18 protein-coding genes and 1 riboswitch are annotated in these 20,911 nt (G+C 55.8%); of the genes, 15 read left to right on the top strand and 3 right to left on the bottom strand.

The window, feature by feature from the left end:
- Nucleotides 1-933, bottom strand: a 933-nt coding sequence (locus tag ABX962_RS07710) for a polyprenyl synthetase family protein (protein WP_372718153.1), incomplete at its 3' end; no start/stop codon positions are given.
- A 195-nt stretch (nucleotides 934-1,128) separates the two neighbouring features.
- A riboswitch (cobalamin riboswitch) is annotated at nucleotides 1,129-1,329 on the top strand.
- Nucleotides 1,330-1,524: 195 nt separating this feature from the next.
- On the opposite strand from ABX962_RS07710, the gene ABX962_RS07705 reads away from it, so the two are divergent.
- The 12 genes from ABX962_RS07705 to ABX962_RS07650 all read left to right on the top strand — a co-directional run bounded on the left by ABX962_RS07705 (nucleotide 1,525) and on the right by ABX962_RS07650 (nucleotide 12,838).
- Nucleotides 1,525-2,553, top strand: a complete 1,029-nt coding sequence (locus ABX962_RS07705; protein WP_372718151.1) for a DUF1559 domain-containing protein — start codon at nucleotides 1,525-1,527, stop codon at nucleotides 2,551-2,553.
- Nucleotides 2,554-2,662: 109 nt separating this feature from the next.
- Nucleotides 2,663-4,183: a cobyric acid synthase gene (locus ABX962_RS07700; protein ID WP_372718149.1), complete on the top strand. Its 1,521-nt coding sequence runs from the start codon at nucleotides 2,663-2,665 to the stop codon at nucleotides 4,181-4,183.
- An 11-nt stretch (nucleotides 4,184-4,194) separates the two neighbouring features.
- Entirely contained in the window at nucleotides 4,195-4,824 is a 630-nt protein-coding gene (cobO, locus tag ABX962_RS07695) for a cob(I)yrinic acid a,c-diamide adenosyltransferase (protein ID WP_372718148.1), read from the top strand.
- Between the two features lie 5 nt (nucleotides 4,825-4,829).
- Nucleotides 4,830-5,519: a bifunctional adenosylcobinamide kinase/adenosylcobinamide-phosphate guanylyltransferase gene (cobU, locus tag ABX962_RS07690; RefSeq protein ID WP_372718155.1), complete on the top strand. Its 690-nt coding sequence runs from the start codon at nucleotides 4,830-4,832 to the stop codon at nucleotides 5,517-5,519.
- Nucleotides 5,516-6,463 (top strand): ABC transporter substrate-binding protein, encoded by a 948-nt coding sequence (locus tag ABX962_RS07685; protein ID WP_372718146.1) that lies wholly within the window; start codon nucleotides 5,516-5,518, stop codon nucleotides 6,461-6,463. The genes cobU and ABX962_RS07685 overlap by 4 nt, the downstream gene beginning before the upstream one ends.
- Complete coding sequence (locus ABX962_RS07680; RefSeq protein WP_372718144.1) at nucleotides 6,460-7,479, top strand: FecCD family ABC transporter permease; 1,020 nt, start codon at nucleotides 6,460-6,462, stop codon at nucleotides 7,477-7,479. Before ABX962_RS07685 ends, ABX962_RS07680 begins: the two co-directional genes overlap by 4 nt.
- Nucleotides 7,476-8,306: an ABC transporter ATP-binding protein gene (locus ABX962_RS07675; protein ID WP_372718142.1), complete on the top strand. Its 831-nt coding sequence runs from the start codon at nucleotides 7,476-7,478 to the stop codon at nucleotides 8,304-8,306. The genes ABX962_RS07680 and ABX962_RS07675 overlap by 4 nt, the downstream gene beginning before the upstream one ends.
- Nucleotides 8,299-9,240, top strand: coding sequence for a cobalamin biosynthesis protein (locus ABX962_RS07670; RefSeq protein ID WP_372718140.1), 942 nt, complete (start codon nucleotides 8,299-8,301; stop codon nucleotides 9,238-9,240). The genes ABX962_RS07675 and ABX962_RS07670 overlap by 8 nt, the downstream gene beginning before the upstream one ends.
- On the top strand, nucleotides 9,237-10,394 hold the full coding sequence (locus ABX962_RS07665) for a histidinol-phosphate transaminase (RefSeq protein ID WP_372718139.1): 1,158 nt from the start codon (nucleotides 9,237-9,239) through the stop codon (nucleotides 10,392-10,394). The genes ABX962_RS07670 and ABX962_RS07665 overlap by 4 nt, the downstream gene beginning before the upstream one ends.
- Entirely contained in the window at nucleotides 10,391-11,422 is a 1,032-nt protein-coding gene (gene cobT / locus ABX962_RS07660) for a nicotinate-nucleotide--dimethylbenzimidazole phosphoribosyltransferase (protein ID WP_372718137.1), read from the top strand. Before ABX962_RS07665 ends, cobT begins: the two co-directional genes overlap by 4 nt.
- Entirely contained in the window at nucleotides 11,419-12,243 is an 825-nt protein-coding gene (locus ABX962_RS07655) for an adenosylcobinamide-GDP ribazoletransferase (RefSeq protein ID WP_372718135.1), read from the top strand. Before cobT ends, ABX962_RS07655 begins: the two co-directional genes overlap by 4 nt.
- Nucleotides 12,236-12,838, top strand: a complete 603-nt coding sequence (locus ABX962_RS07650; protein ID WP_372718133.1) for a histidine phosphatase family protein — start codon at nucleotides 12,236-12,238, stop codon at nucleotides 12,836-12,838. The genes ABX962_RS07655 and ABX962_RS07650 overlap by 8 nt, the downstream gene beginning before the upstream one ends.
- On the opposite strand, the gene moaC is transcribed toward ABX962_RS07650, so the two are convergent.
- Together moaC and ABX962_RS07640 are read right to left on the bottom strand one after the other, a co-directional pair.
- On the bottom strand, nucleotides 12,811-13,320 hold the full coding sequence (moaC, locus tag ABX962_RS07645; protein ID WP_372718131.1) for a cyclic pyranopterin monophosphate synthase MoaC: 510 nt from the start codon (nucleotides 13,318-13,320) through the stop codon (nucleotides 12,811-12,813). The genes ABX962_RS07650 and moaC overlap by 28 nt on opposite strands.
- 209 nt (nucleotides 13,321-13,529) lie before the next feature.
- Nucleotides 13,530-14,102: a helix-turn-helix domain-containing protein gene (locus ABX962_RS07640; RefSeq protein WP_040770725.1), complete on the bottom strand. Its 573-nt coding sequence runs from the start codon at nucleotides 14,100-14,102 to the stop codon at nucleotides 13,530-13,532.
- 1,105 nt (nucleotides 14,103-15,207) lie between these two features.
- Between ABX962_RS07640 and ABX962_RS07635 the strand changes: the two genes are divergently transcribed.
- The 3 genes from ABX962_RS07635 to ABX962_RS07625 form a co-directional block, all read left to right on the top strand.
- Nucleotides 15,208-16,275 carry a M42 family metallopeptidase gene (locus ABX962_RS07635; RefSeq protein ID WP_372718129.1) on the top strand — a complete coding sequence of 356 codons (1,068 nt, stop codon included), beginning with the start codon at nucleotides 15,208-15,210 and terminating at the stop codon, nucleotides 16,273-16,275.
- Nucleotides 16,276-16,325: 50 nt separating this feature from the next.
- On the top strand, nucleotides 16,326-19,352 hold the full coding sequence (locus ABX962_RS07630) for a response regulator (protein ID WP_372718127.1): 3,027 nt from the start codon (nucleotides 16,326-16,328) through the stop codon (nucleotides 19,350-19,352).
- A gap of 546 nt (nucleotides 19,353-19,898) precedes the next feature.
- The coding region (locus ABX962_RS07625) for a DUF1501 domain-containing protein (RefSeq protein ID WP_372718125.1) at nucleotides 19,899-20,911 on the top strand (1,013 nt) is incomplete at its 3' end.

The following is a 20,911-nucleotide window of genomic DNA, read 5'->3' as shown; positions in this document are numbered from 1 at the left end:
GGCCAATAATTGCAAGATCTGACTTCGTCTCGCTTCGTCGGCGGTTTGCAAAAGGCGAATGATCGGCAAGGTGATTTTGCCTTGCTGAAGATCGGTCCCAAGCGTTTTGCCGACTCGTTCGTCGTTGCCCCACAGATCGAGGTAATCGTCGGCGATTTGGAAGGCGATGCCAAGCGAATCGCCGTACTCGGCAAGTGATGCGGTGACTTCGGGACTGCCATCGGCGAAATGGGATCCCAATTGGCAGGCGACTCGGCACAGCTCGGCGGTCTTGCCCTGAATCATCTCGATGTAGGTCGTCTCGTCGATGTCCAAAACATCCCGCTTCAACACTTGCCGCATCTCGCCTTCGCACACCAAACGCGATGCTTCGCCGATCCAGCGGCATGCTTCGGTCGATGGCAGGGTTGCTGCTAAACGGAAACTTTGGGCGAAAAGATAGTCGCCCAACAAGATGCTGGTGTGGTTGTTCCACTTGGCATTGACCGTGGGCACATGCCGGCGGGTATCCGCATCGTCCAGGACGTCATCGTGGATCAGCGTGGCGGTATGGACCATTTCGATCACGACGCCGAGCACCACGTGGTCCTCGCGAACCGATCCGACGGCCGAGGCAGCCAACAATAACATCGCCGGCCGCAACCGTTTTCCGCCTAACTGCGTGCCGTGGCGGAGTACAGGAACGAGCGATTCATAGGGCGACTGCAGCTCTTGGTGAAACCGTTTTTCAACGCGAACGAGGTCCGACGCAATCGGGCCATACAACTTGGCAAATTGGTCGGCCAAGGCGCGCGACGTCGCGTGGCCGTTGGATTCGCTAGGGCGAGATTCGCTGTGATTTTCCGTCGTCAATTGAGCAGCGTGAAAGGTTGAGGTCGAATCCATTTCGGCGAAACCGTTAAGTGAAACAGGATGGACGAGCCAATGCGGCATACCACATTCCGATGGAACCGCAATAAAGCACGCGAAGCAACCGACAATCCCCCCGCTAGCTTGCTAGAAATTTAACGATTTCTAGCCGCGACGTTAATTCCAGCCATAGCTTGGCAAGAAATCGCGGTTTTGGCGATAGGGCTTAGCCTCTCACGTCCCGCCGAGCTCTCGTTGACATCGACGCTTTCGAGCCGCATACTTCGTCAAGACTTGGGTGCTGAATCGACCTGTCGTCGCTTCAGAGAATAGGGAAAACGGTGCAAATCCGTTGCGGTCCCGCCGCTGTAACCGGAAATGAACCCCGCACAATGCCACTGTGGTCGAATCGACCTCGGGAAGGCGTGGGGGACAAATAATCCGGGAGCCAGAAGACCTGCCCAAACGTCATTTTTAGTTGTGGTAGTACCCTCGGGGAATTGGGAACTATCGCGTCTCTACCTTGATGATTTCGGGAATTGGTATCGCGGCCGCAGCGTGGGCGTGATGCGATCTTCGTTTGTCTGCGCCAGAGTCGTGATACGTGATCGATTGATCCTGCCGGGGGGGCTGCGCCGGAGGTTCACGCCTCCGCTCATTCACTCGAGGAACAAGATGAGCAAACGTTTTTGTCGGTCACAAGGTTTTCGGTCACAAGGTTTCACGTTGGTCGAATTGCTGGTGGTGATCGCAATCATCGGTGTCTTAGTCGGGCTGCTATTGCCCGCGGTCCAGGCCGCCCGCGAGGCGGCGAGACGAATGCAGTGTGGAAACAATCTGAAACAGATCGGATTGGCACTGCACAACTACGAGTCCGCGTATCGGGTTTGGCCAGCGCAATCGTCCTCTCCGAGTCAAGGAAAAGGGTTCATTACCAAACGCGGCAGTTGGTTCACGGCGGTGCTTCCATTCATTGAACAAGATGGCTTGTTCCAATCCTTTGATGGAAATTACCACTGGCACGATCCGCAAAACGCGGACGCGGTCAGCGCCAAAGTGCCTGCCATGAGCTGTCCATCGGTTCCCGATCGTCGTGGTTTCGAGTGGACCGTGCTGGTCGATTATGCCAATGCCACTACGACCTCGTACACGTTGTCCGCTCGTGACTTTTACGACGGTGCAACAACCGATTACGCCAACGTCGGTGGCGTTGGGACGCAGCTCAACGCCGTGTTACCCGCATCGCAGCAACTGCATGATCCTCGGAATTGTGGGATCTTAAAATCGACCGCCGTGCGGCTATCGGATGTTATCGATGGTCTGTCAAACACCCTGCTCGTGGTCGAGTGTGCCGGTCGACCCGAACTTTTCCAAAACGGTCGACTCGTTGGCGATGGGGCGTCCCCAAAAACATGGAGTGGCAGTTCCAGTGTTACCCGTCCGTTTCCAACCGGCGGCGTGTGGGCCAGTCATAACAAAGGCTTCACCGTGGACGGGGCAACGCCCGAAGGCAACACCGCGATCCGTCCGGGATCGTGTTCGATCAATTGCAGCAACGATAACGAAGTCTACTCGTTTCACGTCGGTGGGGCACAAACCTTGGTCGCTGATGGTTCGGTGCGGTTTTTGACGAGTTCGCTGCCCATCGATCAGCTGGTGGCACTTGTGAGCCGCAATGGACACGAAGTGGTGACGTTGGACTAAGCCGACCCTCGGACACGCTTTGCCTTGCTTCCACTGGGCGGTGAGCGTTTATTCAGCTCAGCGGTGAGCAAGGCACCGGGATATTTGCAGCAATGAAAGCGAGACGACGATGACCGCCAAGACATTGATGATCCAAGGAACGAGCTCGTCGGCTGGCAAGAGTTTGCTGACTGCGGCGATCTGTCGTTGCTTTGCGCGTCGGGGTGTCCGCGTTGCTCCGTTCAAGGCTCAAAACATGTCCAATAACGCTGCCGTTTGCGCGGACGGGTCCGAGATTGGGCGTTCTCAAGCTCTGCAAGCGATCGCCGCCGGGGTGCCCCCAACCGCCGATATGAATCCGATCTTGCTGAAACCCGAGGGGGACTCGCATTCGCAAGTAATTGTCAACGGCCGACCGCTCGGATCGCTCGCGGCGGCAGCTTACTTCCGCCGTCGCAGCGAATACTGGGGTGTGGTTACCGATGCATTGGATCGGATGCGAGACGAATATGAATTGGTCGTGATCGAAGGGGCCGGCAGCCCGGCGGAACTCAACCTCGCCGATGTCGAAATGGTCAACATGTCAGTCGCTCGTTATTGCCAATCGCCTGTGCTGCTGGTGGGCGACATCGAACGAGGCGGTGTGTTTGCTCAGCTGCTGGGTACCCTTTGGTTGCTAACGCCCGAAGATCGAGCACTCGTTCGGGGGTTAATTGTCAACAAGTTCCGCGGCGATCTACGGCTGTTTGATCGCGGTGTCGAGATGCTCCAAACGCGAGGCGAGGTTCCTGTTCTAGGCGTCTTGCCCTGGATCGATTCGCTGCGGTTGCCCGAAGAAGACGCGGCCACGCTGTCCGAGAAATCTTTCAATCCTGCACCAACGTGCGACGCCGGCGGGATCAATGTGGTCGTCATTCAGTTCCCTCACATCGCAAATTTTGACGACTTCGATCCACTGGAAAACGAACCTGGCGTGTCGCTCCGCTACGTCCACTCGTCGGGATCGTTCGGACGCCCCGATCTGATTATTCTGCCAGGCACCAAAAATACGATCGCGGATTTGGATTGGCTGCGATCAACCGGATTGGCGCAGTGCATCATGGCGTCTTATGAGCAGGGATCCAGGGTGGTTGGGATCTGTGGCGGCTATCAAATGCTCGGTCGCCGAATCAACAACCCCTATCATCTCGAGCATGCTCGCAGCCGTGTCGAGGGTCTCGGGTTGCTTGAGATCGAGACGACGTTTCAGCACGAAAAACAAACCTTTCAAGTCGAAACACAAATTACCGATGACGCAATCGCTCCTGGTACACAGGGACAACGGGTCCGCGGCTACGAGATTCATGTGGGCCAAACGATTTCGCAATCGACATGGCTTCAGCGAGCAAATTTGTCGACAGGATCGGTGCCGCCTGCGAACGCATCGGACGGTGCCCGCTCCGCCGATGGTCGCGTGTGGGGCTGTTACCTGCACGGTCTGTTTCACAACGACGCCTTTCGTCATGCATGGCTGAGAACATTCCAAACATTTTCGCAAGACTCGTTCTCGGTCAATGCCGACGACGTTCTGACCACTTCGCTGGATCGGCTTGCGGACGCTTTTGAATCGCATATCGACATCCAACAACTCGAACAGATTATCTGGCATTAGGAGACTTCGAAATGACTTCCGCAAACGACGGACACCAAGAACGCGACGTTAACCAAGAACACAAAGCGAAGATGGTTCGCATCAACGAGGCTGCCGATCGGAAGCTTGCCAAAGCAACGATCGAAAAGGGGTTGGTCATCGTTCACACCGGAGCCGGCAAAGGAAAATCGACCGCGGCGTTTGGGATGGCGATCCGGGCACTCGGGCAAGGGATGAAGGTCGGGATTGTCCAGTTTATCAAAGGAGCGATCCCGACCGGCGAGGCCGCCTTTTTTGCCAAACTCGATCTCCCCGTCGAAATGCACACGCTCGGGGAAGGGTTCACTTGGAAAACGCAAGACCGTGAGCGGGACATCGCAACTGCCGAAAAAGGCTGGCAAAAAGCAGTCGAATTGATGCGAGATCCATCGTTCGACATGGTGATTCTCGATGAATTGAACATCGCGACCAAATATGACTATGTGTCGATCACGCGAGTCATCGAAGAATTGAAGCAGAAACGACAAATGTTGCATGTCGTTTTGACCGGCCGCAACGCAAGTCCCGAATTGATCGAAATCGCCGACCTCGTTTCCGAAATGAAAGTCATTAAACACCCGTACGGGCACGGTGTGAAACCCCAACGCGGAGTCGAATTTTGAGCGACATGCTTCACCCCAAACGCAAAGGAACGCTGACCTTGGTCCTAGGCGGTGTGCGAAGTGGCAAGAGCCAATTTGCACACTCCTTGGCGTTCGAGCTGGGCCATGACGACGTGCTGTTTGTGGCCACCGCCGAAGTGGGCGACCAAGAGATGTTGCAAAGAATCGAACTACACCGCCGGTCACGCCCTGCGACGTGGCAGACACTCGAACAGACACGCGGTATCGGTAAAACGTTGGCCGCGATGCCATCGCTGCCTGCCGTGGTGCTGGTGGATTGTCTGACGCTTTTGACCAGCAATGTGATGCTGAGCGAGGATCGTGCGCAGGATGCCGTGCACGATGCCCTCCACAAGGAAAATCGGGACTCACGCGATTCTTTCATCGAAGCCGCGGACGCGTCGATCGAAAGTCGTTTGGGGACCGAAGTGGATGAATTGATTCAATTCGCCGAACGTCACTGCGTGCATCTGATCGTCGTCTCCGGCGAAGTCGGCATGGGAATCGTGCCGGAGCACTCGCTCGGACGACAGTTTCGAGACTTGTTAGGACGAGCCAATCAAACGCTTGCAGCTCACGCCACCGCGACCTACATGATGGTGGCGGGATTGCCCGTGGAGGTATGCGCGATTGCAACCACGGTGCAGCAAGCGTCGAGCCAATTACAGGCGACAAGAACCAAGGAGATTCGATGACTCAGAACGTTATTATCCTCAGCTTGTTGTTAGCCATCCTTGGTTGCCACGACCACTCGCCACAGATGCCCACGCCTCCCACGGCTGCGAGCGTCGTGGTCGTTGATCGCTTGGATCGCGAGCTGCGGTTCGAAGCGATACCGCGACGGATCGTTTCGCTATCCCCATCGACGACGGAGTTATTGTTTGCCATCGGTGCTGGTCCCCAAGTTGTTGGGGCAACGAAACATTGCAATTACCCCGATGCCGCCACCGCGGTGCCTCGCGTGGGAGCCGGCACGTTGGAAAGCATCAGTCGTGAAACCATTCTCAGCTCGCAGCCGGATCTCGTGCTTTGCAAATGGGACACCCATCAACCGCTGGTCGATCCGCTGACGCGACTCGGTATTCCTGTGATCGCGATCGGTCCCGAAAACCTTCAAGCCCTGTTTCAAGAAGCTCGCTTGCTAGGAAAGGTTCTCGGCCGAGAATCCGAAGCCGACGCGTTAGTGAATTCGATGACGACGCGACTCGATCACGTGACCTCGCTAGTCGAGCAGATACCGCCGCGTGAGCGTCGAAGCGTGTTTTATGAGGTTTGGGACGATCCGCTGATGACGGCGGGGCCGAATTCGTTCATCGGCGAATTGCTGACACTTGGCGGTATGCAAAACATTTTTGCCGACACGTCGGTGCGCTACCCCAAGGTCAGCAGCGAAGTGGTGGTGCATCGAAATCCCGAGGTGATTTTGGCGCCCTCGACCCACGCTGACCAAGTCAGTGTTCAGCAATTGCTCTCACGCCAAGGTTGGAGCGAGATTGCTGCGATTCGCGAGCAACAAGTTTACTTGATTGATGGCGATCAAGTTTCACGCTGCGGACCGCGACTAATCGATGCACTCGAACAAATGATCACCGCGGTTTATCCCGATCAAGTGGTGATGATGAAGGGATCCGATCTTTGAACCGCTGTATTTTTGTCCTCGTCGCTTCCTCCGTGCTGTTGTTCGTGCTGGCGTTGGTCAGTCTGGTTGTTGGACCGATCCCTATTCGGCTCGCCAGCGTCGTGCAGTGGTTGATCGGCGGCGATGGCGTCAGTTTAACTTCCACCGAACAGGCGATCTTGTGGGAGCTCCGCTTGCCACGCATCGTGACCGCTTGTTTCGTTGGCGGATCGCTTGGAATATCGGGCGTCGGTTTTCAAGCCTTGTTTCGCAATCCGTTGGCCGACCCGTATGTGATTGGTGCCTCCAGCGGCGCTGCGTTGGGGGTGACAATAGCGTTGGTCACGGGGTTTCAGGTCAGTGTCATGGGGCTTGGCGGCACCGCACTCGCAGCCCTGTTGGGATCGATTCTCGCGGTGATCGTCGTGTTTGCGATTGGATCGGTCGGTCGCGACGGTTCTTCCCTTTCGCTGCTGTTGGCCGGAGTGGCACTTAGCAGCATGATCAACGCCCTGGTTTCACTGATGATGTATTTGCATGAGGAAAAGGTGGTTGTGATCCTGGCGTGGTTGATGGGCAGTTTAGCGGACAATGATTGGAACGTTGTGTTCGCGACTGCCATCGCATCGTTTGCGGGATTCAGCATTCTGTTCAGTTTGTCGCGAGCACTCGATGCGTTCTCGCTCGGGGATGTTGCCTCTCAATCGTTAGGCTTGGACTTAGTTCGCTTTCGCATTTTGATGGTCACGGGATCCAGTTTGGCAACGGCCGCCGCCGTCGCCGCCGCTGGCATCATCGGATTCATTGGCTTGATCGCTCCACACATTGCCCGAGCGCTGGTGGGGCCGCGACATCGCTTTTTGATTCCCATGAGTGCAGTGGTGGGAGCCACTTTGTTGTTGATTGCCGACGGTTTTGCACGCACGATTGTGGCTCCGGCCGAGTTGCCGGTGGGGATTGTTACTGCGATCCTCGGCTGCCCTTTCTTTCTGTTTTTACTGAAAACGCGTGCAAAAGTAGGAGGCTTGGCATCATGACTCGTTTCTACGCCCAAGGACTGACTTTTTCCTACGCCGATCGTTTGATTCTCGATTCGATCTCGTTGGAATTTTGCGAGGGTGAAATCTTGGTGCTGCTGGGAGCCAACGGAGCGGGTAAAACGACGCTGCTGCAATCGCTCAGTCGCCAATTGAATCCGGTGAATGGCGTCGTTGGTGTCGACGGCCGCGATATCCAAACGATGTCGCGACGATCGCTGGCTCAATCAATCGCGTTCATGCCTCAGCAAGAGAATCGGGGAACGCCGCTGCGAGTGATCGATGTCGTCCGACTCGGCCGCACACCGCATCGCGGTTGGTGGATGCCTTTGACCGGCGATGATTCTGAAATTGTGGATCAATCGCTCCAGGCCGCCGGGTTGATGGAGCTGCGAGATCGTGTGATTACGGAATTGTCGGGCGGTGAATGGAGACGAATGATTTTGGCGAGAGCATTGGCTCAAGCGTCCCCGATTGTTTTGCTGGATGAACCCACCGCAGGGCTTGATCTGAAATTTCAATTTGATGTTCTCGATCGCGTGCGTCAGATGGCCAAGCAACGGGGGCTAATCGTCGTGGTGACATTGCATGACCTGAACCATGCGGCATTGTTCGGCGACCGTTTGGCACTGCTGTCGCAGCGTTCCATTTTGGCGCTCGGTTCGCCGCAAGAAGTTTTGCAGCCGCACCTTATCGAGCAGGCCTTTGGCGTTTCGGTGGTGGTGATCGAGCATCCGGTTCATGGCACCCCCTTTGTCGTTCCGTTGGGTGAATCGCGTCCGAGTGAAACTCAACACCGCCACGGCAAAGGAGCGTCCCGTGAGTGAAGTGACCGCTGTCTGCGTCCTGCTAATCGCCGTGGTTCTCGATGGCGTACTGGGCGACCCACCCAATTCGCTGCACCCCGTTGCATGGATGGGACGCTTTGTTGGTTGGGGATGTAAACGAAGCCGCGCGACGCAAAATTCAGTCCGTTTTCTGCAAGGATGTGCGGTGGTCGCCGGTGGCGCCGTCATCGTAGCCACAGTGGGAATCTTGATTCAGATCGCTTGTCGACACTTCCCGCACTGGTTTGCCATCCTCGTTCAGGCGGCGGTGTTGAAGAGCACGTTTAGCGTTCGCTCGCTCGCGGACGCCGCGGGATCCGTTGCCAAGGCGTTATCAAACGAAGATCTAAACACAGCACGTCACCAAGTCGCCTATCATCTGGTCAGTCGCGATGTGACGAAGCTCGATGCGTCTCAGTTGTCTGCCGCGACGATTGAGTCGGTCGCCGAGAATACAAGCGACTCGTTCATCGCTCCGCTTTTCTATTTTGTCGTCGCCGGACTCCCCGGAGCACTGCTGTATCGATTCGTCAACACGACCGATGCGATGCTCGGTTATCGCACTCAGGAACTCGAGTGGTTTGGCAAACCCGCGGCAAAAATCGATGATCTTCTGAATTTGATTCCGTCACGATTAACGGCTCTCGTGATGCTGATGATCTATGGCCCCTACGTGCGCCGGACCAATCCTGCGATTGCGATTTGGTGGCGAGACCATTCGCTGACGGCAAGCCCGAATGCGGGGCACCCGATGAGTGCGGCGGCTGGCGTGTTGGGGATCGTGTTGGAAAAACAAGACCACTATCGTCTTGGTGAGGGGCAACCGCTGCCCGGCATTCAGTCGCTCCAACAATCGATCGCGATGTTGTGGACAACCGCCATCGCCGCCGTTGTCTTGAGCGTCGCGGGGTTGTTGATGTGGAGAACATTATGAGACGAGTCAGCTCTGAATGCGTGTTGAGCCGCGGTCATCACACCGAAGCGGTTCATGGTGGCTTGGATCCAAGTGAACTAGCACACTACGGCGTTGCCATCGACACCGTGCTTGATTTTAGCAGCAATCTATTGCCATTTGGTCCTGCCCCGAGTGTTCGCCGAGCGGTGGAATCGGCGCCGCTTGACCGTTATCCCGATCGCGATTGCAATGAGCTTCGTGATGCGATTGCCAAGCGGTATGGCGTTGATCGCGAAGCGTTGTTGGTGGGCAACGGATGTAGTGAATTGATTCACTTGGTGGCATCGGCGTTCGTGGATTCCCATCGGCACACGCTGATTGTCGGACCCACGTTCACCGAGTACCAGCGGGCAACGCGTATCGCCGGCGGGACGGTGCGTTTCGTTACCGCCGAAGCAAACGACGGCTTTGCCGTGGATGTGGACGTCATCGATCAAGCTGTCTCTTCGCAAACATCGCCCAAAGTGGTTTGGATATGCAATCCGAATAACCCCACCGGCCAGAGTGTCGCAAAAACGGATCTCGTCGATCTGATCCAGCGACATCCGCGGGTGGTCTTTGTGGTCGATGAGTCCTACATCGAATTTGCAGAGAACACCGAATCACTGCTCGACACCGAGCATGAGAATTTGGTGGTGCTGCGTTCGATGACTAAAGCCTATTGCATCGCCGGATTGCGATTAGGGTTCGCCAGGCTTCCGGAAAACCTGCACCGCACGCTTCGTGGTCGCCGCATCCCATGGTCGGTCAACAGCATCGCTCAAGCCGCTGGCGTTGCCGCGATCCAAGACGTGTCGTACTACCGCGAAGCGATGGCACGCTTGCAGGATGCGAAACGGGATTTTCTTTGCGAGTTGACCGCACGCTCGCTGACACCGCTGGCGAGTGACACAGGATTCTTTTTGCTGCCTGTCAACAATGCGTCACAAATACGAAAGCAATTGATCGGCCGAGGCATGGTGGTCCGCGATTGCCATTCCTTTGGACTGGATGATTTTCTGCGAATCGCGGTACTTGCCCCGCCACACAACCGCCGATTGGTTGAGGCACTGACACGACTGCTTTCGAATTCGGCGTCCCCAACTTTAACACCACCCCCTCAGCCCTCTTTGCGTGATCCGAGGATCCAATGACCGATACTGTCACCCACGATTACAACGATCTGGTTCGTGATCGTCTGAATCGACTGTGCAAACCGCCAGGTAGTTTGGGGGATCTCGAATCGCTGACGCATCGATTGTGTACGACACAGCAAACGTTGACGCCGAAAACGACCCCGCGACGCACGGTCGTCTTCGCCGCCGATCATGGAGTCACGCGTGAAGGGGTAACGGCGTGGCCCAGTGAAGTGACCGCATCGGTCGTCCGCTTGATGCAACAACAACGAACTGCCAGCGGTGTGTTCGCCCGAGCGCTACAGTGCGATTACGAAGTCGTGGATGTCGGTTTGTTGCATCCTGTTGAGTCTGTGTCGTCAAGCGTCCAGTTTATCAATGCCGCGAAGCGACGTGGGACCGGTAATCTGCGATGCGAACCGGCAATGACTGAGGACGATTTCGATTATGTCTGGCAGGTCGGTGGACGACGAGCCGAAGCGGCCGCGAACGCCGGATGTCATTTGGTCGTCGGCGGCGAAATGGGAATCGGCAATACCACCTCGGCCAGTTGCATCGTCGGTTTGCTTGCCGATGTAGATGCGTCCCTAGTCGTCGGGCGTGGGGCGGGAATTGACGACGCCGGATTGGTTCGCAAACGCAGCGTGGTCTGCGACGCAATTCATCGAGTTCGCTCACTCGGTGACACCGATGCAAAACAAGTGGGACGTCAAGTTGGCGGATTGGAGATCGTCGCGTTGGCGGGGTTCTACGCACGGGCCGCCGATCTTGGATTGACCATTGTGCTGGATGGTTTTATCGCGACGGCGGCGGCGATTCTGGCGGAATCGATATTCCAAGGAAGCGCGCAGCGGATGATCGCGGGGCATTGTTCTGCGGAACCGGGACATCGGGCGGCGCTATCGCATTTGGGGCTGTCGCCGCTACTGGATCTAAATTTTCGACTCGGCGAAGCCACCGGTGCTTTGGCAGCACTGCCGCTAATCGATTTGGCCGCCGCGATGATCAATGACATGGCAACCTTGGATGATTTGGAAAACCCATGAGCAATCTCGAAACGACCATCGCCGACGATGATGCCACGTCGTTGTGGCGGGACTTCTTTACCGCGGTTCAGTTCTTGACTCGTATTCCGATTCCTCATGATGGTGATGCAACGCCCGAATCCTACACGCACTCGCTCCGCCGGTCGGTCTTGTTTTTTCCACTGGTTGGCGGATTGATCGGGCTCGTCACCGCGACCGTGGCATTGACGACGTCGATTGGATTTTCGCCGCTGGTCTGCGGATTCCTGGCGATCGGGATCGAGGCGTTGTTGACGGGGGCGTTTCACGAAGACGCACTCGCCGACACTTGTGACGCATTGGGCGGCGGATGGACCCGCGAACAAGTGCTCGAAATCATGAAAGATAGTCGGCTGGGCACCTACGGGACGCTTGGTTTGGTCGTGGGGGTGGGGGCGCGGGTAGCCGCCACTGCAACGCTGTTATCCGCCGGTTGGATGTGGGCGATGGCCAGCATCGTGGCGGCGTCAACGCTCGCTCGCATCGCGATCATCGGCATGATGATTTCGACGCCACCCATCACGAGTCGGCAATCGCAAGCCAAGGACGTGTCGGGGATGCAAACATCACGGACTCTGATCGTGTCGGCACTGATGACGATGCCGCTTTGGGCGGGATGGTTTTGGTTGTCGCCGATGACCGCGTGCGGATCGACCCTCGCTGCGTTCATCGTGTTGCTGTGGTTTCGACGCAAAATTCTTTCACGCGTTCAAGGCACCACTGGTGATTTATTGGGGTGCAGTGCGTTTCTGGTTCAGCTTGTTATCTTGATGGGTTCAACGTGGAGGATCCATCATGGCTGAGCTGATCATGATTCGACACGCCGAAGTCGAGGCTCGTTGGAAGTCGATTTGTTATGGCGCGAGCGATGTGCCACTCAGCGAGGCCGGATTGCTGCAGTCGCAAAGGCTTGCCAATCGTTGGAAACATCGGCCACAACCGATCGCTATTTACCACAGCGGCGTGCGGCGAACCGAGCTGCTTGCACGAATGATCGCGGATCATTTCCCCTCGCTGAAGCCCGTCGTGGACAAGCGGCTTTGTGAGCGTGACTACGGCGATTGGCAGGGGAAAAGCTGGGACGAGGTCTATGCCGCCGATCCTGATTTCCATCGTCTGATTCATCAACCCGACACCTATCGCCCGCCTCGCGGCGAGTCAACCAGTGTGATGCAGTCGCGAGTCGTAGCTTGGTTCGCGTCGGTCACCACGACGACACCCGAGGGAACGGTGATCGCGATCAGCCACAGTGGACCGATGGCGGCACTGGCGGGGCACTGCTTGAATCTACATGCTTTGCAGTGGGAGCCGTGGATGATGAAACCGCTCGAAGCGATGCGGTTGCAGTGGGATCGATGCGACGGCAAGGTTCACGTCAGCCGTGATGGACGCCGGTAATCGCCCGACTTGCCCCCGGATTTGGCCTCCAAGACCACCGGCCCGATTTCGATCCCGCGGTCGATCGATTTGACCATGTCATAGACCGTCAGCGCTGCGATCGATGCCGCCGTCATCGCTTCCATCTCGACCCCGGTCTTCGCGGACGTTCGCACGGTGACATGACAGAGCAGCGTCGCCTGAAGATCTCCGGTGTCATCGTCGGACTCGTGATCGGCTTTCCAGCTGAAATCGACGTTGACCGATTCGATCGGGATCGCATGGCAGAGCGGAATTAATTGCGAGGTCAACTTGGTTGCTTGGATTGCGGCCAAGCGGGCCACGGCCAACACGTCGCCTTTGGCGGCTTTGGATCCTCGGATCACTTCGGCAGTCGCCGGGGCCATCACGATTTCAGCCGACGCGATCGCTTCGCGTACGGTGACCGGTTTGGCCGACACGTCGACCATGTGGGCGTTGCCCGAGGCATCAAAATGAGACAAGGGTGAATCCGAATTGCGAGGTGGTAGCTGATTTCCCATTGAAACTGAATCTGCAGGGATCCATTTTATCGGGAGCGCGTCGCGATTTTTCGGTTGGGAAATAAAAAAACGTCGCACACCTCGGGATGGTGTGCGACGTCTTTGATCGAGGCATTCAGGATCATCTATCAGCGGCGAACCGACTTGTTTCAGCCGCCTTGGTTTGCTGACTAGACTAATTCTTTCTTGCTTCCGACGAGTGTTCGCAGGCGTTCGGCGAGCAGATGCGCGTCGAATGGCTTTTTGAACGTCTCGTTGATGCTGCTTCGGTCGAAGCTCATCGGTTGCCCGTCGTCGGGAAGCAATGCAATCAGCACGATATCGGTAAAGTCGATGTTCTTGCGGAGATTTTGGCAAATCTGAACCGCTTCGATCTTACCGATCGAGAAGTCGACAATGATACAGTCTGGATTGAAGCTTTCCGCTTGAATTCCCGCTTCGAAACCGCTCGCGGCCACAGCCACTTTGAATGCTTTTTCGGGTGGAAGTTCACGCTTGAGGTTCTCGATCAGCACCTGGTCTTGGGCGACGATCAGGCATTTCGCCATCGCTTCGTCTTCCAAGTCGCCTAGGGGCATACCGTGTTCCTTCAAGAACTTGATCAGGTACTCACGCGGAATGCGTCGGTCCTGAGATCCTGGAATGCGATAACCTTTTAATCGTCCCGAATCGAACCATTTTGATACAGTTCGGGGTGCTACTTTACAGATCTTGGCGACCTGTCCAGTTGTGAAGACCTTCATACTAGGTACTCCATAACGCCTCGTTTAATTTTCCCTCGACCAATGGTGCGTCGGTAACCATTGATCTAGCGGCCTTATTCGTCCTTCACTTCCTGTACAACCGGTCCTGAGTCGGTCGTTTTGTTTTCGTAGTGGGTTACGAACGCAAAGTTACAGTCATGATTAACGCTGGGTCGGGCCAGCCGGCTCGCATCCTGCGACGCTTACCGAGCGGGATTCCTCGCGGTTTGTTTATTAAAAATTAGGCGAACCCATTCACATGAGATCGTTTTTCAGGGGATAGAAGCTGCGAGACGTCGTGACAAACCGCCATCGATCGGACAGCCCCCCAACGCATAAACCATCGGTGCCGAAGTAACACTGATGCTTGTTCGTTGTGGGTTGCAACCCAATGCCATGTTGGTCGTTCGTACTCGCGGATACCCAAACTAAGTTGCCTGTGCAGCAAAGTCTTGGTGATCGCGTTTCCCAGATTCCCCCCTGGGCAGATCGAGGCTAATGTCTTGGTTGCCCTTCACGAAGAATCGCTGCGATGCTCTGACGAATCAAAAACCTCGCAACGTTCGACGCGTCAAGAAAAGACACCTCGATCCGAGAGTTAATGTCGAGTAAAACAGGGTCAACTCTTTAGTGCGTTTGATCTCGAAAAAGCAGTATCAACGGTTTCGCCTGTCAAGAGCGTTTTGACGACCGCAACGTCCACAAGGGATGTTCTGCAAAAACTCTCGCGTTTCTCACTCTTTCGACGCACGGATGGCGTGCCAAACGATTGGCAAAGCAGCTCGATTTAACCATAAAAAAATTTTGGGGCTCCATCGACTTTTCTGAATTGCGCGACCGCACTGTTCCTTTGGAGTTGCCAAAACGGGGCAAAAGATTCGAGAAATCGGGGTTTCGCGGCGAACTTCCCTCAAGTTTTCGTTGCGACATCGCGTTCGCAAGAGCCGCTTCTGTGTTCCTCTTTTACTCTAGTCTACCCGCTCCCTTTGCGGTTCCGCTAAACTTTGCCCACGAATTCGATTTCTGTAACGACCCAACCACCGTCCGCTCGGAATCGCTTCGAATAAGTTGATAGCATGTCACCGACATCTCGAGGATATTTTTGATGCAAGACGCAGCTCGCTCGTTCTTTCGTTCCGCGATCGAGACCCCCAGTCCTTCGGGGTTTGAAGAGCCGATCCAGTCGCTGATTCGCGACTACATCACTCCCTATGCCGACAACGTTCGCTCGGATGTGCACGGAAACCTCGTTGCCAGCGTGGGGGATTTGTCGGGCCCAAAGCTGATGTATGCCGGTCACTGCGACCAAATTGGGATGCTGATTTCACATATTGATGAATTGGGGTTCCTCTACGCCCAAACCATTGGTGGCTGGGATCCTCAGCAATTGATCGGCCAAGGGATGACCATTTGGACCGCCCAGGGCCCCGTCGCGGCGGTGATCAGCCGCAAACCGATTCACTTGCTGAATGAACAAGAACGAAAGCAAGTGGTTCAGCTTAAAGAAATGTGGCTCGATATCGGTGCCAAAGACGAATCCGAAGCGAGGCAATTGGTTCGCATTGGCGACCCCGTGACATTGGATCTCAGCTACCGACCCCTGCTGGGGGATTTGGTCAGCGGGCCGGGAATGGATAACAAAACCGGCATGTGGACGGTAATGGAAGCACTCCGGCGGGCATCGACATCGGTCGACTCGCTTCGCTGTCACCTGCATAGTGTCTCGACCGTCCAGGAAGAGATTGGGCTGCGTGGAGCAAAAACGGCTGCCGGCAGTATCAACCCTGATGTCGCCATCGCGGTGGACGTGACGCATGCCTCGGATTGCCCCACCATCGAAAAGCAGCAGCAAGGCGACATTCGTCTTGGTCGAGGTCCGGTCATTTTCCGTGGCCCGAACATCAATGCCAAGGTGGCGCAACGATTGATCGAATTGGCGGAAAAAAACTCAATTCCTTACCAGCTCGCCGCCATTGGCCGCGCCACGCCCAACGATGCAAACGTGTTGCAGACCCACGGCGGAGGGGTGGCGACGGGGCTCGTCTCGATCCCGAATCGTTATATGCACTCGGCGGTCGAGGTCGTCTCGTTGGCGGATATCGACCATGTCGCTGAATTGTTAGCAAAGTTCGCACAATCCTTAACATTGGATGATGATTTTATTCCATCATAGAAAGGTTGCTTGAGTGTGATTCGAGCATCGATGGGAGTGAATGGCGGTTTATGGCTCAGGACAGTGGATACCTTGAACGCGTGTTTGCAGATGCACGCTCGACCTACCAGGCGCTCGCCGATGCGCTGCCGGTCAGCTTGCTGATCAAAGACACCGAAGGTCGGCGGCTGTTTGCCAATAAAAAGTATCTGGAAGTGCGAGGTCAATCACTCGACGAGATCCTCAACAAAGACGACTTCGACCTGTTTCCAGTCCATCTTGCCGCCTGTTACGTCGCAGACGACCAAGTTGTGATGCGAAGTGGCGAGGCGTTGCACAACATCGAAGAAACGATTGCCACCGATGGCAGCCCTCGCTGGATCGAGAGGATGAAGTGTCCGATCAAGGACAGCCAGCAAAAAGTGATCGGCATTCAGGTCATGTTTTGGGATGTGACCGAGCGGATCAAAGCCGAAGAAGAGTTGCGGCACGAGCAGAGCCTGCTGAAGACGCTGCTGGACAACATCCCCGATTCGATCTATTTCAAAGATACCGAAAGTCGCTTTCTAAGAATTAGTCGAGCGATGGCGAAGAAGTTCGCGATGGAAAATGCGAGTGATGTCGTTGGCAAAGACGACTCGGATATTTTTACTTCCGAACATGCACAGCTGGCTCGCAAAGATGAACTGCGAGTGATGCAGAGTGGTGAAGCGCTCGTGGACCGCCTTGAACGTGAAACGTGGGCCGATCGCGAAGACACTTGGTGCATGTCGACCAAAATGCCGTTCCGTGACGAGTCGGGGAAAATTATCGGCACGTTTGGTATCAGTCGCGATGTCACTGAGTTGACCAAATCGCAACAAGAGCTCCGCGAAGCACGCGACGTTGCCACCAAAGCGAATGAGGCCAAGAGTAACTTTTTGGCCAATATGAGCCACGAGATCCGCACTCCGATGAATGCGATCATCGGTATGTCCGAGCTGTTGGCCCAATCCGATCTGACGCCCGAACAGCGTGATTACAACACGCTCGTTCGTGATTCTGCCGACTCGTTACTGCGACTGTTGAACGAGATTCTCGACTTTTCCAAGATCGAAGCTAACAAGCTCGAACTCGAGTCGATCCCCTTTGCCACGCGTGATGTGATTGAAAAAGCGGGGCAGACGCTGTCGTTGAAAGCGTCCGAAAAGAACCTCGAGCTGCTCTGCCGCATCGCCCCCGACGTGCCGAGTCGTTTGATGGGTGACCCCGGGCGGTTGCGGCAAGTGCTGGTGAATTTGATCGGCAACGCGATCAAGTTTACCGAGACGGGACACATTTTTGTCGACGTCAACACGACCGAGGCTCCTTGCCCAAGGCCGACATCGGAGTCAACACTTGAGCAGGCAAGCGGACAGTTGACTGAAGAGGCCGAGCCGGCGGACAAAACGCTTTGGCTTCGCTTTCAAGTTTCCGATACGGGAATTGGAATCCCTGAGGACAAGATCCAATCGGTGTTGGAGGCGTTCACTCAAGCCGACTCGTCAACCACGCGTCGTTTTGGAGGGACCGGGCTCGGGCTCGCCATTTCACGGCAGTTGATCGATTTGATGAAGGGAAAATTGGAAGTCGAAAGCGAAGTCGGCAAAGGCACCACGTTCTGGTTCGCGGCGCCGTTTCCGATTGCCGCTGTGCAAACGTCCCCCGACAATCATCTACGACAACTCGCGGGAACGCGGGTGTTGGTCGTCGATGATAACCCGGTGAACCGTCGCATTCTGGAAGAGATTTTTTTAGTGTGGGGGTTCAAGCCGACACTGGTGGATGGTGGCAAGAATGCCTTGCTGCGAATTCGTGACGCCAATCTTCGTGAGCAGCCGTTTCAGTTGATCGTGCTCGATTGCATGATGCCCGAGATGGACGGTTTCCAGTTGGCCCGTCTGCTTCGCGAACAGTTTCCCGACGACGCCGCTCGGCTGATTATGTTGTCTTCTGCGAATCTTCCGGATCGCTCGGACGAACTCGACGAACTCAATATCTCGCGTTACTTGAACAAACCGGTGATCCAATCTGAGTTGTTGGACACAATCGTGCAAGTGCTTGAGGTCGCTCCCCCCTCCGAGCCGCTGCTGCCAACGCCCGTCAGTGCCACCACGCCGATGCGAGTGCTGGTGGCCGAGGATGGGTTGGCAAACCAGCAAGTCGCGATCGGGATGCTAAAAGCATGTGGGCATAAAATCACAATTGCCAATGATGGAAGCGAGGCGGTCGCATGTTGGCAGAGCGATCCGTTTGATGTCATCTTGATGGACATGCACATGCCGGTGATGGATGGCATTGAAGCGACCAAGCTGATACGAAGGCAGGAAAAAGAATTCAGTCCCCCGCGGCATATCCCGATCATCGCGTTGACGGCCGCTGCAATGCAAGAAGATTCCGATTCCTGCTTGTCCGCAGGCATGGACGCGTTTTTGACCAAGCCGATTCACCCGCGACGACTGCAGGAAACGCTGGCTCGGTTCGCCGACCAGTCTGGCTGTGGCTCTGCTGATCGCGAGAGGACTTCCGAGCACGGGGCGACTGGCGCGATTGCCGGGCACGGGCCGCCTGCGGAGCACGGGCCGCCTGCCGAAGACGTCATGGTTGCGGGGCTTGAGTCCTCCGGTTTGTCGACCGGCAGTTCTCGGGGTGATTCAACGGGTGACGCGTTATTGCAGGCTGATTCTGATTCGCAGTACGATGGTCCGCAGTACGATGATTCGGACGTGGTCGATCTGCGGGCTGCGGAGTCACGGATTCCCGGCGGACGCCGCGGCGTACGCCGGTTGGCTGAGGTTTTTATCGGCGAATGCGAGACGCTGCTGGGGATCTTGGTCAAAACGGTTCCCGACGGTGATTTGACCGAGATCGGACGTGCCGCGCATACCTTGAAGGGCTCGGCGAACCTGTTTTTCGCCCACCAGGTGTATGGGACGGCTCGCGAGATCGAGCAGGCCGCAAAGGAGGGCCGCCGTGAAGATCTTGTCAAACTTCTGAAAAAACTGAACGGTGAAGCGGCTGCGATGCTCCGGGTTTTACGGCATATTGTTGCCACATCCTCCGGTTCTAAAAGCACTTAGGTCTCATTTGCTAAGTGTCCAGTGCAGCCCGCTGCGGTCCGGCGTGTCGCCTCGAGGGACCTGGACATTCGGGGCGCCCCCCTATTAGAACTCAGCCGAAATGCTTGCTTAGCGTCCGAGAGAACGTTGTGCGGTTTGATCGTCCAGGCTCATGGTGCTGCCGGATCCCCCGAATATTATTGACCTTCGCCCCTTTTTTTGCTACAATCGTCCTCTGAAACGCGGTGTTGCCTAGCAATCCCGCTAAAAACCAAGCCTATAGACTTGTTGCCCTCCCCAAAAAACACCAGAGCCATCCGCAACTTTTGTCAAAAATAGTTGCTTTACGGATCTGGGCCTACCTAAACACCGCATCGAATCCTGGCGAGCTTGACTCATCGCACGCTCGGAGATGTTGTCCCCACCTTGAGTTTGACGTGATGAAACTAAACTACATCACATCGATTCCTCGAAACTGTGCCCATCAAGCGTTCTCGTTTCCTTTATCGATCGCTTGAATTCTATCCAATCACGTTGAACGTTTTCTCAATTCGGAGAATTGCAAACATGCGTTGTCACGGAAATCCTTTTAGCCGTCGTGGCTTTCTCGCCGCCGGAACCCTCGGCACGATTGGGTTGTCGCTACCCGAATTGTTAATGCGTCAGGCAGCGGCGGAGCAAAAGCAATATGATTTTGTGGAAGCCAAAGCAAAAAGTGTCATTCATATCTTTTTGCCCGGCGGTTTGGCGCAACAGGAGTCGTTTGACCCCAAACCGTATAGCCCTCTGGAATACCGCGGCGAACTTAAAACGATCAAAACCAATACGGGCGAAGTCTTCTGCGAGACGGTCCCGCAATTAGCCAAGCGGGCGGACAAGTTCAGCGTGATCCGGTCGATGAGTCATGGCGAGGCGGCTCATGAGCGGGGCACCCACAATATGTTCACCGGCTACAAGCCAAGCCCGGCGCTGCAGTATCCTTGCTTCGGTTCGGTCGTCAGTCATGAGTACGGCCCACGCAACAATTTGCCACCGTACGTATGTATTCCCAACGTCCCCAATGAATTCGCTGGGACGGGCTATTTGCCGAGCAGCTATGGTGCGTTCGCACTCGGTTCGGATCCCAATCGCAGCGATTTCAAGGTCCGCGACTTGAATCTTGCTGGCGGTGTGGACGAAGCACGTTTCACTCGCCGCAAGAGTGCACTGGATGTGGTTAACAGCCACTTCACCTCGGTCACCCAGGCCGACAATATTGAAGCGATGAACACGTTCTATCAACGAGCGTACGATTTGCTCGATACCCCGGCAGCTCGGGAAGCGTTTGATATCGAGAAAGAAGACGCCAAGATGCGAGATCGCTACGGTCGCAACGACGCGGGGCAACGCATGTTGATGGCTCGTCGTTTGGTCGAGGCCGGATCACGTTTGGTGACCCTGACCTATGGTGGTTGGGACATGCATAACGACATTACCGGCGGGATGCGACGATCCACTCCGGCATTGGACGTTGCGTTGTCAGCACTGTTGGACGATTTGTCCGAGCGAGGCATGCTCGATGAAACGCTCGTCATGGTCAG

The organism is Novipirellula sp., from assembly GCF_041583735.1.
Taxonomy (GTDB): Bacteria; Planctomycetota; Planctomycetia; order Pirellulales; family Pirellulaceae; genus Novipirellula.
The sequence above is the reverse complement of the archived record's forward strand: the minus strand, read 5'-3'. Positions and strand labels throughout refer to the sequence as shown.

Coding starts and splice junctions, on each gene's coding strand:
- ABX962_RS07705 (WP_372718151.1), top strand. CDS start 1,525: ATGAGCAAACGTTTTTGTCGGTCACAAGGTTTTCGGTCACAAGGTTTC.
- ABX962_RS07685 (WP_372718146.1), top strand. CDS start 5,516: ATGACTCAGAACGTTATTATCCTCAGCTTGTTGTTAGCCATCCTTGGT.
- cobO (WP_372718148.1), top strand. CDS start 4,195: ATGACTTCCGCAAACGACGGACACCAAGAACGCGACGTTAACCAAGAA.
- ABX962_RS07635 (WP_372718129.1), top strand. CDS start 15,208: ATGCAAGACGCAGCTCGCTCGTTCTTTCGTTCCGCGATCGAGACCCCC.
- ABX962_RS07700 (WP_372718149.1), top strand. CDS start 2,663: ATGACCGCCAAGACATTGATGATCCAAGGAACGAGCTCGTCGGCTGGC.
- ABX962_RS07650 (WP_372718133.1), top strand. CDS start 12,236: ATGGCTGAGCTGATCATGATTCGACACGCCGAAGTCGAGGCTCGTTGG.
- ABX962_RS07665 (WP_372718139.1), top strand. CDS start 9,237: ATGAGACGAGTCAGCTCTGAATGCGTGTTGAGCCGCGGTCATCACACC.
- ABX962_RS07640 (WP_040770725.1), bottom strand. CDS start 14,102: ATGAAGGTCTTCACAACTGGACAGGTCGCCAAGATCTGTAAAGTAGCA.
- ABX962_RS07655 (WP_372718135.1), top strand. CDS start 11,419: ATGAGCAATCTCGAAACGACCATCGCCGACGATGATGCCACGTCGTTG.
- ABX962_RS07675 (WP_372718142.1), top strand. CDS start 7,476: ATGACTCGTTTCTACGCCCAAGGACTGACTTTTTCCTACGCCGATCGT.
- ABX962_RS07630 (WP_372718127.1), top strand. CDS start 16,326: ATGGCTCAGGACAGTGGATACCTTGAACGCGTGTTTGCAGATGCACGC.
- cobU (WP_372718155.1), top strand. CDS start 4,830: ATGCTTCACCCCAAACGCAAAGGAACGCTGACCTTGGTCCTAGGCGGT.
- cobT (WP_372718137.1), top strand. CDS start 10,391: ATGACCGATACTGTCACCCACGATTACAACGATCTGGTTCGTGATCGT.